The sequence below is a fragment of the Winogradskyella sp. KYW1333 genome, assembly GCF_003335675.1.
Taxonomy (GTDB): Bacteria; Bacteroidota; Bacteroidia; order Flavobacteriales; family Flavobacteriaceae; genus Winogradskyella.
Genome location: NZ_QPHL01000014.1, coordinates 154,846 through 169,522, shown reverse-complemented (window position 1 = coordinate 169,522; position 14,677 = coordinate 154,846). Strand labels below are relative to the sequence as shown.

Sequence of the window (14,677 nt, the reverse complement as noted above, 5' to 3'; positions counted from 1 at the left end):
GACTATTATTATCTTTCGTCAAGATAACATAATCTTTAATTATGAACAATTTCACGAGAATTCTACTTATTGTTTTGGTCTGTTTTTCATGTAAAAATGAAAGCAATGAAAAAAAATCAATTGAACCAGATACTTATTGGGGTGAAAATCCCTGGCCAGAAATAAGAACAAAACGAATCAATCAACTTTTACCAAAAGCACTTAAAAATTCTGATGTGGATTGTTGGATGGTTGTGTGTAGAGAAAATAACAATGATCCGATTGCAGATCATATAGGTGGTGAAAATGCTGGTGGTACGGCGGCATTTCTGTTTTATAACGATCCAGATGGTTTTCACTCCAAGGTCTTTTCACCTTCTGGTGAAGCAACAGCATTAGATGATTTAAATATACATGATGAGGTAATAAGTGTAGAACGTGGCACTTCAGCTGTTAAGATGGCAGTAAATTTTATTCTTGAAATGAATTTTAAATCAATTGCAATTAATTCTTCGGATAGTAACTCTATGGCCGATGGCATGTCATACACTCAAAGAAAATACATTGAAGAGTTGATGGGTGAAAATGCAGATAGGTTGGTATCTTCAACCGAAGTAGTATATGAATGGTTATCAATTAAGTTACCTGAAGAAGTTGAAATTCTTAGAAAGGCGGCTCAACTCACGGCAGATTGGCAAATTGAAGCTTATAAGGAAGTAATACCTGGTAAATCTACGGATGCTGATATTGCAAAGTTTTTAAAACAAAAAATGACTGAATATGGCGTTACTGATGGTTGGGCTCCAGACCAGAACCCAAATGTAAATTCTGGTGTAGACAGAGGGCATTCTCATGCTACAGATAAAATAATAATGCCAGGAGATGTTATACAAATTGATTTTGGGATAAAAGTTTATGATCGCTGGGTAAGTGACATACAGCGATTTGCTTATGTTTTGAAAGAGGATGAAACAGAAGCACCTGATGATATAATGCATTACTGGGAAAGTGGCAAAGCAGGCAATAGAGCTGCTCTTAGTGCAATGAAACCAGGAGTTAAGGGTGTAGATGTTGATAGAGCACAACGTACCTTAATGGAAAAAGCAGGTTCAGAATATGTTATGTGGAGTACAGGACATCCTGTAGGTTATGTAGCGCATGATGTAGGACCAAATTTAGGAGGATCACGAGCATCGCATGTTAGACCTGCATCTGAAAAAATTATAAAAGAAGGAATGACCTTTGCATTTGATGGTTTTCATGCTTGGAAATTAGAAGATGGTGGCACTAAAACAATTTCCGTTGAAGAAATGGCCGTAGTTAAAAAAGATAAAGCTGAATATTTAATTGAACCTCAGGAAGATTTGATTTTAATTAAGTCAAACTAATTCTGGATAAAGGTTACTTTGGATATTTTACCATTTTCTACTTCATAAATTGCTACTGCATTAAAGATTTGACCATTTGCTGTAACTTGCTCTTCATCAATGACCTTATTGCCAATGATAATCCGTTTTTTGATAAAAGCCCTTAAATCTGGAACTCTTCCAAACCAATCTTTATATCCTTTTCGCATGGCTTCCTTACCTTCTGTTTGCAACGTATTAGGATAGGCATATAACGTAATATCATCTGCATAATCCTTCATAAATGCATCTATATCTCTAGCATTGTAAGCATCTAAATTACGTTGAACAATGGTTTCTATTTCTGTTACTTCTTTGTTGCTTTCCGTAGATGTTGTATCAGTATCATCCTGTTCTTCGTCTTGATTAGTAGTTTCAGTATTATCATTTGCAGTTTTAAAATCAGCTGCAATAGCGAGTTTGTCCATAGACGAGTTTACTGTTATTCTTGTAATTGAAGTAATTCCAAGAGAACTAAAATCGCTTATTTCTACCCAATTATTGTCTTTGTTTAAAGTGAGCTTATACAATTTTGTTCCTCTCCCAGATAAAATTGTTTTATTATTGAGCCAACATATATCCTCAACACCCTCCATGGTATTTGCTATTAATTTTGTAACACCTGTGTCTGGATTTATTGATTTTATTTGCCATTGATTCTCATTTTCTTTTGAAATAAAACTTATCAAATTTGAGTTGGGGATTTTGTGAAATGATCGTCCAACATTAGTTGCATATTTTCTACTTGTACCTGCTGAAATATTAGTTGTAAATAAATTAAGTTGCTGGTCTTCAATAACAGCAGAAACAATAGTTTCCTCGTTAAACCATGTATAGTATGCAACTACTAAATCTTGAATTAACTCGCTTGATTCCCCATTACTAAGATTGTATCTGTAAAGCCGCTGATTACCATCTTTATTTAGTCTAACAGCCGAAACCTCATTTCTATTTGGAATTTTTAATGGTGAATATTCACTGCCTTCCGTAAAGTTAATCCACACCTTAGATTTGTAATTGCTAAAATATTGAGCAATATCTGTTTGGCCATTTCTTGTGGAAGAGTATAAGATTCTATCGTCATTTAAAAATGAGGGTTGGTTATCATAACCTTCATTATTTGAAATGTTAGTGCCATTGGTAACCTTAATAGAATTGTTATTGGATACTAAGTCAAAAAGAAACACATCTGTGTTTGATTGGCAAAAACTAATTAGAGTGAAAAAACAAAGAAGTAAGTTTAATATCGATTTCATATTATAAAATTTGCTAATCGAAAGGTAATAAAATAAAAAAAGCCAATTCAATAAAGAATTGGCTCTTAGCTTCTAATTCGTCCTTAGGGGGTTTATTAGAAACAATATTTGTTTTCTGCTTTAACTTTATCTGCTATAGTGTTTCTTAGTTCAACAACGTTAGGGTAGTTGGTGTACTTTGTAAAACGCTTTAAGCCCATTAACATCATTTTTTGTTCATCACCTTCGGCGAATGAAATAATGCCTTCTATACCATTTTTCTTGATAATTTCTACAGCATTAAACAAATATAGTTTTGCCATTGCGATTTGCTCTTTTTGAGCTTCTTCACCAAATCGCTTAGCATTCTTTTCAGTACGTAAAATTGCAGATTCTGCCATATAGATTTCTATCAAAATATTTGAGGCATTCATTAACAATTGCTGGTACTTTTCTAATTCTGGGCCAAATTTTTGTACTGCAGCTCCTGCCACCATCAAGAATACTTTCTTAAGTCTTGCTATGATATCTTTTTCCTCTGAGAATAATTCAGAATAATCAGGAACGTCAAAGGATGGTATACCCATTAATTCATCCTTAACTTTCATCGCTGGACCTAATAAATCAACATGACCCTTCATGGCTTTTTTAACTAACATACCTACAGATAACATGCGGTTTATCTCATTAGTACCTTCGTAAATACGTGCAATACGAGCATCTCTCCAAGCTGCTTCCATAGGGGTCTCTTCAGAAAAGCCCATTCCTCCAAATATTTGGATCCCTTCATCTGCACAATTCTGTACATCCTCTGAAACTGCTACCTTAAGTATAGAGCATTCAATCGCATATTCTTCAACACCTTTTAATTCTGCTTCTTGGTGTGTATTTCCTGAAGCTCGTCTTATTTCGATGCGATCTTCAATATTTTTTGCTGCTCTATAAGATGCAGATTCTCCAGCATAAGCACTTGCTGTCATTTCTGCAATTTTAGATTTTATAGCTCCAAAATCTGCGATCGGCGTTTTAAATTGTTTACGTTCGTTTGCATATTGAATGGCTGTAGTTGTAATTCTTCTTTGAGAATCTAGACAAGCAGCAGCTAATTTAATTCTACCTACATTAAGAGCATTCATGGCAATTTTAAAACCTTCACCGCGACCTGCTAACATATTTTCTAAAGGAACTACAGTATCGTTAAAAAACACTTGTCTTGTAGAACTAGCTCTAATACCTAGTTTATGCTCCTCTTCACCTAAGGTAATACCGTTTGATGGGTTATTTTCAACAATAAATCCCGTAATATTTTTATCATCTTCAATCCTTGCAAAGACTATAAACAACTTACAGAATCCTGCATTGGAAATCCACATTTTCTGTCCATTAATTTTATAGGATTTACCGTCGTCAGATAATACAGCAGTTGTTTTACCAGAATTAGCATCACTACCTGCTCCTGGCTCCGTTAAACAGTAAGCACCAAACCATTCTCCAGTAGCTAATTGAGGTACATATTTTTGTTTTTGTTCTTCAGTACCGTATAAGGTGATTGGCATTGTACCAATACCAGTATGAGCACCAAATGCCGTACTAAATGAACCTGTACCACTTGATATGTAGTCACAAACAAGCATTGTAGAAACAAATCCCATTCCTAATCCTCCATATTCTTCAGGTACGGCTACACCTAAAAATCCAAGTTCACCTGCCTTACGCATGCACTCTTCCGTAAATGCATAGTCTTTTTTCTCAAAACGTTCTCTATGAGCAATAATTTCACGGTCATTAAATTCTATTACCGCTTCTTTCATCATTTGCTGCTCTTCATTAAAATCTTCTGGTGTAAATACATCCTCACAGTTAGTTTCCTTAACTAAAAACTGTCCACCTCTTAATAATTCTTTCTCAATTGTTTCCATTGCTTATATAATTGATAATTTTCTATTAGTTTAAAAATTCAAATATTCCGGCAGCACCTTGTCCTGTGCCAACACACATGGTTACCATGCCATATTTGTTTTTCATATTTTGTTTTCGCATTTCATCAAATAATTGAACCGATAGCTTAGCACCAGTACATCCTAGAGGATGCCCTAATGCAATAGCACCACCATTTACATTAACGATGTCTTGATTTAAATCTAGTTCTCTCATTACTGCAAGTGATTGTGAGGCAAAGGCCTCATTCAATTCTATTAGTTCAATGTCTTTTTGTGAAAGTCCACCTTGTTTTAAAGCTTTTGGAATTGCTGCAACAGGTCCAATACCCATAATTCTTGGAGGAACACCAGCGGCCGCATAACTTACTAAACGTGCAATTGGCTCAAGTTTTAGTTCTTTAACCATATCTTCACTCATTACCAAAACAAATGCGGCACCATCACTAGTTTGAGAGGAATTACCTGCAGTTACGGATCCGCCTTGAGCAAATACAGGTCTTAGTTTTGCTAACGCTTCTTTGCTTGTGCCTTTTCTTGGTCCTTCATCTTTAGTTACGGTGAATTTTCTATTTGCCTTTTTACCATTTGAATCAACATAAGTCTCTTCAACCTCAATAGGTGTTATTTGGTCTTGGAATCTATCTTCTTCTAAGGCTTTTAAAGCTTTCATGTGGGAGTTATAAGCAAATTCGTCTTGATCCTCTCTAGAAACATTGAATTTGTTTGCTACAGCTTCTGCAGTATTTCCCATTCCCCAATAATAATCTTCGTGTCCAGAACTTACGATGTTGTAGTTTAATTCTGGTTTAAAGCCTGTCATAGGAACGCTACTCATACTTTCTGCTCCACCTGCAATAATGCAATCTGCCATTCCAGCTTTTATTTTTGCAACAGCCATTGCGATTGTTTCTAAACCAGATGAACAAAAACGATTTACCGTTACACCAGGAACATCAACAGTGTTTAAACCTATTAATGATATTATACGTGCCATATTAAGGCCTTGAGAACCTTCTGGCATAGCATTACCAACAATAACGTCATCTATACGAGTAACATCAAAGTCAGGTAACTTTCCCATCATATATTGAATTGTCTCAGCTGCAAGTTCATCAGCTCTCTTAAATCTGAAACCACCTTTTTTAGATTTTCCTACGGCAGTTCTATATCCTTTTACTATATATACTTGTTTCATTGTCTTAGTTTCTTAAAGGTTTACCGGTTTTAAGCATGTGCTGAATTCTTTCTAATGTTTTACGTTCTGCACACAATGAGAGGAAGGCTTCACGCTCTAGATCTAATAAATATTGCTCGGTAACTAGTGTTGGTTCTGATAAGTCTCCACCAGCCATCACATAAGCTAGTTTATTCGCTATTTTTTGATCGTGCTCACTAATGTAGTGACTTGCCTCCATAGAATCTGTTCCCACTAAAAACATACCTAAAGCCTGCTTTCCTATTACCTTTACATCTTTTCTTCTTACGGGTTGAGTATAACCTGCATCAGCCATTAGCCTTGCGTGCGCTTTCGCAGTTGCTATCTGTCTGTCTTTATTAACAACTACTATATCTTTACCTTTCTGAAGAACTCCTAAATCATAAGCTTCATAAGCAGAAGTTGCCACTTTAGCCATTCCTATAGTTAGAAAATACTCTTGAAGAACATTTAATTCCACATCACCTTTCCTGAAAGTATCTGATGCTCTTAACGCCATTTCTTTCGATCCAGCACCACCTGGAATTACACCAACTCCAAATTCAACTAAACCAATATAAGTTTCAGCGGCAGCAACAACCTTGTCAGCATGCATTGATAACTCACATGCACCACCTAAGGCCAGACCATGAGGTGCGGCGACAGTCGGAATTGCCGAATAACGCATTCTCATCATTGTGTCTTGGAAATACTTAATGGCCATATTCAACTCTTCATATTCTTGTTCTACAGCCATCATAAATATCATTCCAATGTTCGCACCAACAGAGAAGTTTGCTCCTTGATTACCGATAACCAAACCATCAAAATCTTTTTCAGCAAGATCAACTGCTTTGTTTAACCCAGCTAAAACGTCACCTCCAATGGTATTCATTTTAGATTGGAATTCACAGTTGAGAATTCCGTCACCTAAATCTTCAATAACTACACCTGAATTTTTAAATACTTCATTCGTTTTACGGATGTTATCTAAGATTATAAAGCTATCCTGACCTGGTATCTTTTCTTGTGATTTGTTAGGTATGTCATAGCAAAATGACGCACCATCTTTAACAGTGTAGAATGAAGTACTCCCTGCATCAAGCATCTCAGTTACCCAAGCATTAGGTTCTAAACCCTCAGCTTTTATCATTTCAATTCCTTTTTCAACACCTATTGCATCCCAAATTTGGAATGGGCCGTCTTCCCAGCCAAAACCAGCTTTCATCGCATCATCAATCTTATAGATTTCATCAGTAATTTCTGGTATACGATGAGATACATATGCAAATAGAGCAGCAAAGTGCTTTCTGTAAAATTCTGCTGCTTTATCTTTACCACTGATAAGAACTTTAAATCTGTCAGCTACTTTGTCAATGGTTTTGGTAAGCTCTAGTGTAGCAAATTTTGCTCTCTGTTTTGATCTGTAGTCTAAAGTTTTCAGATCCAAGGAAAGTATTTCTTTTTTACCTTCTGCAGATACACTTTTCTTGTAAAAACCTTGACCAGTTTTACTCCCTAACCATTTGTTCTCCATCATGGTATTGATAAAATCTGGTATGGTAAATAGCTCAAGGCGCTCATCATTAGGGCAGTTATCCTTGATTCCGTTTGCAACGTGAACAAGTGTGTCTAAACCAACAACATCAACAGTGCGGAAAGTTGCAGATTTAGGACGACCTATAACAGGACCAGATAATTTATCTACCTCTTCTATTGTCATTCCTAATTCTTCTACAACATGGAAGACATTCATTATGCTAAAAATCCCAATACGATTACCAATAAATGCTGGTGTATCCTTGGCGACAACAGAAGTCTTGCCAAGAAATTGTTCTCCGTAGCCATTCAAAAACTCTAATACTGAAGCATCAGTTTTAGGGCCTGGAATAATTTCAAATAATCTTAGATACCTTGCTGGATTAAAAAAGTGGGTACCGCAGAAATGCTTTTGAAAATCTTCACTGCGACCTTCACTCATGAATTTAATAGGAATACCAGAAGTATTAGATGTTATAAGCGTACCTGGCTTTCTGTGTTTTTCGAGTTTTTCGAATACTTGTTGCTTAATATCCAAGCGTTCTACAACAACCTCCATGATCCAATCTACATCGACAACCTTTTCAATATCATCTTCTAAATTACCTGTTGTAATTCTATTTTTAAAGGAAGGATGATAAAGAGGTGCTGGTTTAGATTTAATTGATGTCATTAAAGCATCATTAACCAATCTGTTTCTAACAACCTTATCATTAAGAGTTAAGCCCTTTGCTTTCTCTTTGTCATTAAGTTCTCTTGGCACAATATCTAATAATAAGACATCGACACCGATATTGGCAAAATGGCAAGCAATACCGCTTCCCATAATACCAGATCCAATAATGGCTATTTTTTTAATTCTACGTTTACTCATTATTTATAGTCTGTTCTTTTTTAGTGTATATTTTTTTGTTGGAAATCATATTGTTTATAACTTCAGCTACCTCATAAAAATTCTCAAGTTTTTCTGTTGTGATATTCGATTTTATAGCATTGTTAAAAATTAAAACGCGCTCTTTAGAATATTCACGTTTCTCTCTGCCAAACTCGGTTAAATGTATTAACACTCCACGTCCATCTTCTGGATTTGGCTTTCTCTCAATCAGCCCTTTTTCTTCCATAGTTTTTAGAGTACGTGAGAGACTAGTGGCTTCCATGCCCATTTTTGGACCCAAAGAGGTTGATGGTGTCCCTTTTTCAGGGTCAATACTTAATAAAGCGAAGCCTGTGGCCATTGTAGTGCCAAACTGAGAAGCCTCCTCATTATACATTTTATTTACTGCTAACCACGTTGTTCTCAGTATATAATCTATTGTTTTGTCTTTCATATTTTTTAGGAACTTTTCAAATATAATAAAAATATACTATGCATGCATAGTATATTAAAAAAATTATGCACGCATAGTATATCTCTTATTAGTAGATACAAAAAAAGTGTTCCCAATCAGAAACACTTTTTCAATTTAAAGCTAAATTAATGCTATTTTACTTTTCATTGTATAAGCCCAACAGCAGCTCCTACAACAATAGATATTAGGATATTAACAACAATTCCTTCAACAAGTCCTGCGATAACAAATATTTCTATTTTTATAATATGATATGTTTAGTTAGTACGTTTAAAGATGTGATAAAACAGAAAAAGTATTATAAATCAACTGGATTTAATGTAACAGGACTATTGTAGTACAAAATATTTTATTAATCTTTTATTATATCTAATTCCAATTCTTAAAAGAAGTTTAAATTTTAAGGTCTATAGATTTTCTCGTACAAATCATCGTATTTTTTTCGAATAACACTTCGTTTCATTTTCATGGTAGGTGTAAGGTGGCCATCATCTATTGACCAAATCTCAGGTGTAAGTTCAAATCGTTTAATCTGCTCCCAATTACCAAAATTCTTATTGTATTTGTCAACTTCTTTTTGAATACGTTTTATAACTCTTTTTGAAGTTGCAATTTCGTGCTCAGAAGTACCAATATCGTCATATTCTTTATGGTTTATCCAATCTCTAATAAATTCGAAATTAGGTTGAATGATTGCACCAGGCATTTTTTCTCCTTCACCTACCACCATAATCTGCTCAATGAAAAGTGATTGCTTCATTTCATTTTCAAGAAGAGGCGGAATTACATATTTACCTCCTGAAGTTTTAAACATTTCTTTTTTACGCCCAGTTATTTTTAAAAATCCTTCTTCATCAATTACACCTTTATCTCCAGTATGGAAATAATCATTAGTCATTACATCTGCTGTTTTCTCTGGGTCTTTATAATAACCCATCATTACATTGGGCCCTTTAATTAAGAGCTCACCGTCCTCAGCAATTTTTACTTCAACATTATCTATAGGTTTGCCAACTGTCCCAATTTTATAATGTTTATCGTTATACATTCCTACGGAGACAACAGGAGAAGTTTCGGTAAGTCCATAACCTTCCATCACCTTCATACCAGCAGCTCCAAATACTCTTGCTAATCTAGTTTGTAGTGCAGCACTACCAGAAACCATTGTACCTAATTCGCCACCTAAAGCTTCTCGCCACTTACTAAATATCAATTTGTTGGCAATTTTCAATTTAAATTCATACCAGCTCCCATTTACATTATATGGTTCCCACTTTTCACCAAGACGTACTGCCCAAAAGAATAGTGCTTTTTTAATTCCTGTTAGTTCTTCCCCTTTAAGCATTATCTTATCAAATACTTTTTCTAGAAGTCGAGGAACGACACTCATTAAATGAGGATGAATTTCTTTTGCATTGTCTCCAATTTTATCTAGTGCTTCTGCGAAGTAAATCGATGTCCCTTCGTATTGATAAACGTATATAAGTACTCTTTCAAAAATGTGGCAAATTGGTAAAAAGCTTAAGACCCTTGTTTCACCAGATGGAGGAAGAGGAACTCGAGGTGAGCTCGCTAGAACGTTACTAGTTATATTCCAATGAGATAGCATCACACCTTTTGGCCTGCCAGTTGTTCCTGATGTGTATATAATTGTTGCTAAGTCCTCAGGCTTTACTTCATCTTTTCTCTTTTCAACTTCTCCCTGAGTATTTTCATCCTTGCCAATTTCAAACAATTCAGAATAGTGTTTACACCCTTTAATATGATCAAAACAATATACTTCCTTTAGTTTTGTGTTGTTTTTGATCTTGTTAACCTTTTCCAAAACTTCTTCATCAGAAACAAAGCAATATAGAGATTCACTATGGTTCAACACATATTCATAGTCTTCCGAACATATTGTTGGATAAATAGGAATATTCTGTGCACCTACTTGTAATACACCAATATCCATGATATTCCATTCAGTTCTGTTAGTTGATGAAATCACTGCGATTTTATCATTTTTTTGAACACCAAGTTTTATTAGTGCTCTACTTACGGCATTAGCTTTATCTAAATACTCCTTAGTTGATATAGGAGTCCATTTCCCATCGTATTTAGTCACCAGGGCAGAATCGTTTGGTTTATTTTCTAATTGATAATAAGGGAAATCAAAAAGACGTGTAACTTCAATCATAATCGTTTATGCAAATAATTAGTCAGAATATTACGAAAATATAAAAATCTAGGTTATAATTATTATAATATGACTTTTGTAGTCGGTTTTTTTATAAATAAACTAACAATTGAATATTTTTTGTTTCATAAAAGCCTGAAGATTTCTTCAGGCTTTTTTTCTTTATGTGATTATCTGCTTTCAATCCATTTTCTGGCATTTACAAACGCTTCGAGCCACGGAGAAACTTCATCTTTTCTGTAACTGGGGTAATGCGCCCAATTCCATTGGAAAGTAGAACGTTCAATATGTGGCATAGTTACCAGATGCCTACCAGTTTTATCGCACATCATGGCGGTATTAAAATCTGATCCATTTGGGTTAGCAGGATATCCTTCGTAACCATATTTGGCAACAATATTGTATTTGTCTTCTGAATATGGTAAATCAAATTTACCTTCACCATGAGATATCCAAACTCCCAATGTAGAACCACTTAAAGTTGAAAGCATCACAGAATTATTCTCTTGAATTTTTACTGAGGTAAAACTACTTTCGTGTTTCAGTGAATCGTTATGAACCATTTTACCATGAACTTCATGTTCTGGGTAAATCTCTTCGAGTTCCATAAATAATTGACAACCATTACAGATACCTACAGATAAGGTGTCTTTTCTATCAAAGAAATTCTGGATAACTCTATTGGCCCTTTCGTTATACTTTATAGCTCCAGCCCAACCTTTTGCTGAGCCTAAAACATCACTATTACTAAAACCGCCAACAGCTCCTAAAAACTGGATATCTTCAAGATTCTCTCTACCTGAGATTAAATCAGTCATATGGACATCCTTAACATCAAATCCAGCTAAGAACATGGCATTAGCCATTTCCCGTTCAGAATTACTTCCTTTTTCTCTTAATATGGCAGCCTTTGGTTTTGGTTGGCCTGAATTTATCTTCGGTAGCTTGCCAGTAAAATGTTCTGGGAATTTATACTCTAAAGGTTGATGCTTGAAATTGTTATAACGTTCGGTCGCCAAGTTATTAGCGGTTTGTTTCTGGTCTAATAAATACGAGGTTTTATACCAAACATCTCTTAAACGAGATATTGTCATGGTGTATACTTGGTTGCTATTGATAATACCTAATACATCACTTTCAGTAACTTCTCCAATTTTAAGGAATTCAATATTTGCATCTGATAACTCTGCCTCAATAGAGTCATCTTTAGATTGAATAACAATACTCGCATTCTCTGCAAAGAGGACCTTAAATGAATCTTTCTCACCAAGATTTGTAAGATCTATCTCTGCGCCCAAATTATTAGCAGCAAAACACATTTCCAAAAGGGTAGTTATTAAACCACCTGAAGCAACATCATGCCCTGCAACTATTTTATCATTTTTAATCAGGTTTTGTATGGTATTGAAAACAGTTTTTACATAATTGGCATCTCTTACATTTGGAGTATTGCTTCCAATTTTATTATTAATCTGTGCAAAAGAGCTTCCACCTAATTTATAGGTGTCTTGCGATAAATTGATGTAATAAATGGAACCTTTATTCTTTTGAAAAACGGGTTCAACTACTTTTGAAATATCATTACAATTTGCAGCTGCAGAAATTATTACTGTACCAGGAGCTATAACATCACCATCAGGATACTTTTGCTTCATTGAAAGCGAATCTTTTCCTGTTGGGACATTTATACCCAAGTCAATGGCAAAATCAGAAACTGCTTTAACCGCTTCATATAATCTAGCATCCTCACCTTCGTTCTTACAAGGCCACATCCAATTTGCAGATAATGATACACTTTTTAAGCCATCTTTAAGTGGTGCCCAAATAATATTGGTTAGTGCTTCCGTTATCGAATTTCGACTACCTGCTTCAGGATTTATTAGCCCTGAAATAGGTGAATGACCAATTGAAGTTGCAATACCTTCTTTTCCTTTATAATCTAGTGCCATAACTCCAACATTATTTAAAGGTAATTGCAATGGTCCGGCACATTGTTGTTTCGCAACTTTACCACCCACACAACGGTCTACTTTATTTGTTAGCCAATCTTTACAAGCAACCGCTTCTAATTGAAGCACTTGATCTAAATAATCATATAACCTGTCAGTATCGTATAATATACCAGTGTACTGTTTTTCAATTTTTGAATCTGACATTATTGTTTTTGGTGAACTGCCAAACATATCTTCTAATGCCAAATCCATAGGCTTAGCACCAGACTTTTCAGACTCAAAAGTGAAACGATCATTCCCTGTAACGTCACCAACGTCATAAATTGGAGAACGCTCTCTATCGGCTATGTTCTGCAATATATTGAGGTGTTCTTCTGAAATTACTAAGCCCATACGCTCTTGAGACTCGTTTCCAATAATCTCCTTAGCTGAAAGTGTTGGGTCACCAATTGGTAAATTATCAAGATTAATCTTACCTCCTGTATCTTCTACTAATTCCGATAGACAGTTTAGATGACCGCCTGCACCATGATCGTGTATTGATACAATATAATTCTCTTCACTTTCAACCATTCCTCTAACAGCATTAGCAGCTCGCTTTTGCATTTCTGGATTAGAACGCTGTACGGCATTAAGCTCAATTCCCGATTCAAATTCTCCCGTATCAGCAGAGGACACTGCAGCACCTCCCATACCAATACGATAATTATCTCCACCAAGAATTACAATTTTATCTCCGGTTTTCGGAGTGTCTTTAAGGGCTTGATCGTTTTTGCCATAACCGATACCACCGGCTAGCATTATTACTTTGTCAAAACCGAGTCTATCCTTTTGTTCCTGATGCTCAAACGTTAATACGGAACCACAGATTAAAGGCTGGCCAAATTTATTTCCAAAATCTGATGCACCATTACTTGCTTTAATAAGAATATCCATTGGAGTTTGATACAACCATTTGCGTTCAGGAAAGGCTTTTTCCCAAGGACGTTCTTCTTCTAGTCTAGAATATGATGTCATATATACTGCCGTTCCGGCAAGTGGGATAGATCCTTTTCCACCGGCTAGTCTGTCTCTAATCTCACCTCCCGAACCAGTTGCCGCACCATTAAATGGCTCTACAGTAGTTGGGAAATTGTGAGTTTCAGCTTTTAAAGAAATTACAGATTCAAAATCTTCTGTTGTGTAGTAATCTGGAATATCTGCTCTTTTTGGTGCGAACTGTTCAACAACAGGTCCCTTAATAAAGGCGACATTGTCTTTATAGGCAGATACAATATCATTTGGATGTTTTTCTGAAGTTTTTTTGATAAGCTTAAACAATGAAGTTGGCATTTCCTCACCATTTATGACAAACGTACCATTAAAAATTTTGTGTCTACAGTGTTCAGAATTTACTTGAGAAAATCCAAATACTTCAGAGTCTGTTAATGGTCGTCCAATTTTTTTAGAAACACCTTCTAAATACTCCACTTCTTCATCACTAAGTGATAAACCTTCTTGTTGATTATAAGCCTCAATATTATTAATGTATTTAATAGCTTCAGGCAGAATATCAATTGTGAAAATATCTTGATGTAATTGGTTGAATTTTTCGGAAATCATAGGATCATAATCCTTAAAATCCTTTGTAACTGACATGAATTCTTCAATACGAACAATTCCATCTATACCCATGTTTTGGGTAATCTCAACAGCATTTGTACTCCATGGTGTTATCATTGCTGCTCTCGGACCAACAAAAAAAGCATCTATTGATGCTTGTTCTATTTTAGGTTGGTTGCCAAAAAGCCATACCAATTTTGAAATGTCTTCTGTTGATAATTCTTTTGTTACTTGAACAGCAAATATTTTACTGTTTTGGTTTCCGAAGAAATGAATCATTTATGTCTTAGTATTTGGTGTG

The 14,677-nt window shown here is 35.2% G+C and carries 8 protein-coding genes; 1 reads left to right on the top strand and 7 read right to left on the bottom strand.

Translation table 11 applies throughout. The features are described from left to right. Nucleotides 1–41: 41 nt before the first annotated feature. The gene (locus tag DUZ96_RS05310; RefSeq protein WP_114300913.1) at nucleotides 42–1,367 is read left to right on the top strand and encodes a Xaa-Pro peptidase family protein; all 1,326 of its coding nucleotides are present in this window, start codon (nucleotides 42–44) and stop codon (nucleotides 1,365–1,367) included. Here DUZ96_RS05310 and DUZ96_RS12980 read toward each other — a convergent pair. From DUZ96_RS12980 to purL, 7 genes are all read right to left on the bottom strand, one after another. Next, the gene (locus tag DUZ96_RS12980) at nucleotides 1,364–2,641 is read right to left on the bottom strand and encodes a nuclear transport factor 2 family protein (RefSeq protein WP_220222691.1); all 1,278 of its coding nucleotides are present in this window, start codon (nucleotides 2,639–2,641) and stop codon (nucleotides 1,364–1,366) included. The two genes, DUZ96_RS05310 and DUZ96_RS12980, sit on opposite strands and share 4 nt — an antisense overlap. Nucleotides 2,642–2,736: 95 nt before the next feature. After that, nucleotides 2,737–4,539, bottom strand: coding sequence for an acyl-CoA dehydrogenase family protein (locus tag DUZ96_RS05300; RefSeq protein WP_114300912.1), 1,803 nt, complete (start codon nucleotides 4,537–4,539; stop codon nucleotides 2,737–2,739). 25 nt (nucleotides 4,540–4,564) lie between these two features. Continuing rightward, nucleotides 4,565–5,755: an acetyl-CoA C-acyltransferase gene (locus tag DUZ96_RS05295; protein ID WP_114300911.1), complete on the bottom strand. Its 1,191-nt coding sequence runs from the start codon at nucleotides 5,753–5,755 to the stop codon at nucleotides 4,565–4,567. A 4-nt stretch (nucleotides 5,756–5,759) separates the two neighbouring features. Beyond that, the gene (locus DUZ96_RS05290) at nucleotides 5,760–8,168 is read right to left on the bottom strand and encodes a 3-hydroxyacyl-CoA dehydrogenase/enoyl-CoA hydratase family protein (protein ID WP_114300910.1); all 2,409 of its coding nucleotides are present in this window, start codon (nucleotides 8,166–8,168) and stop codon (nucleotides 5,760–5,762) included. Beyond that, nucleotides 8,161–8,622 carry a MarR family winged helix-turn-helix transcriptional regulator gene (locus tag DUZ96_RS05285; RefSeq protein WP_114300909.1) on the bottom strand — a complete coding sequence of 154 codons (462 nt, stop codon included), beginning with the start codon at nucleotides 8,620–8,622 and terminating at the stop codon, nucleotides 8,161–8,163. Before DUZ96_RS05285 ends, DUZ96_RS05290 begins: the two co-directional genes overlap by 8 nt. Before the next feature lie 421 nt (nucleotides 8,623–9,043). Continuing rightward, nucleotides 9,044–10,822 carry a long-chain fatty acid--CoA ligase gene (locus DUZ96_RS05280; protein WP_114300908.1) on the bottom strand — a complete coding sequence of 593 codons (1,779 nt, stop codon included), beginning with the start codon at nucleotides 10,820–10,822 and terminating at the stop codon, nucleotides 9,044–9,046. Nucleotides 10,823–10,992: 170 nt separating this feature from the next. Then, nucleotides 10,993–14,655 (bottom strand): phosphoribosylformylglycinamidine synthase, encoded by a 3,663-nt coding sequence (gene purL, locus DUZ96_RS05275; protein ID WP_114300907.1) that lies wholly within the window; start codon nucleotides 14,653–14,655, stop codon nucleotides 10,993–10,995. Nucleotides 14,656–14,677: the final 22 nt, after the last annotated feature.

What these genes read in the sequence shown, in the direction of transcription:
- DUZ96_RS05300 (WP_114300912.1), bottom strand. Translation starts at nt 4,539, where the DNA reads ATGGAAACAATTGAGAAAGAATTATTAAGAGGTGGACAGTTTTTAGTT.
- DUZ96_RS05290 (WP_114300910.1), bottom strand. Translation starts at nt 8,168, where the DNA reads ATGAGTAAACGTAGAATTAAAAAAATAGCCATTATTGGATCTGGTATT.
- DUZ96_RS05285 (WP_114300909.1), bottom strand. Translation starts at nt 8,622, where the DNA reads ATGAAAGACAAAACAATAGATTATATACTGAGAACAACGTGGTTAGCA.
- DUZ96_RS05310 (WP_114300913.1), top strand. Translation starts at nt 42, where the DNA reads ATGAACAATTTCACGAGAATTCTACTTATTGTTTTGGTCTGTTTTTCA.
- DUZ96_RS12980 (WP_220222691.1), bottom strand. Translation starts at nt 2,641, where the DNA reads ATGAAATCGATATTAAACTTACTTCTTTGTTTTTTCACTCTAATTAGT.
- DUZ96_RS05280 (WP_114300908.1), bottom strand. Translation starts at nt 10,822, where the DNA reads ATGATTGAAGTTACACGTCTTTTTGATTTCCCTTATTATCAATTAGAA.
- DUZ96_RS05295 (WP_114300911.1), bottom strand. Translation starts at nt 5,755, where the DNA reads ATGAAACAAGTATATATAGTAAAAGGATATAGAACTGCCGTAGGAAAA.
- purL (WP_114300907.1), bottom strand. Translation starts at nt 14,655, where the DNA reads ATGATTCATTTCTTCGGAAACCAAAACAGTAAAATATTTGCTGTTCAA.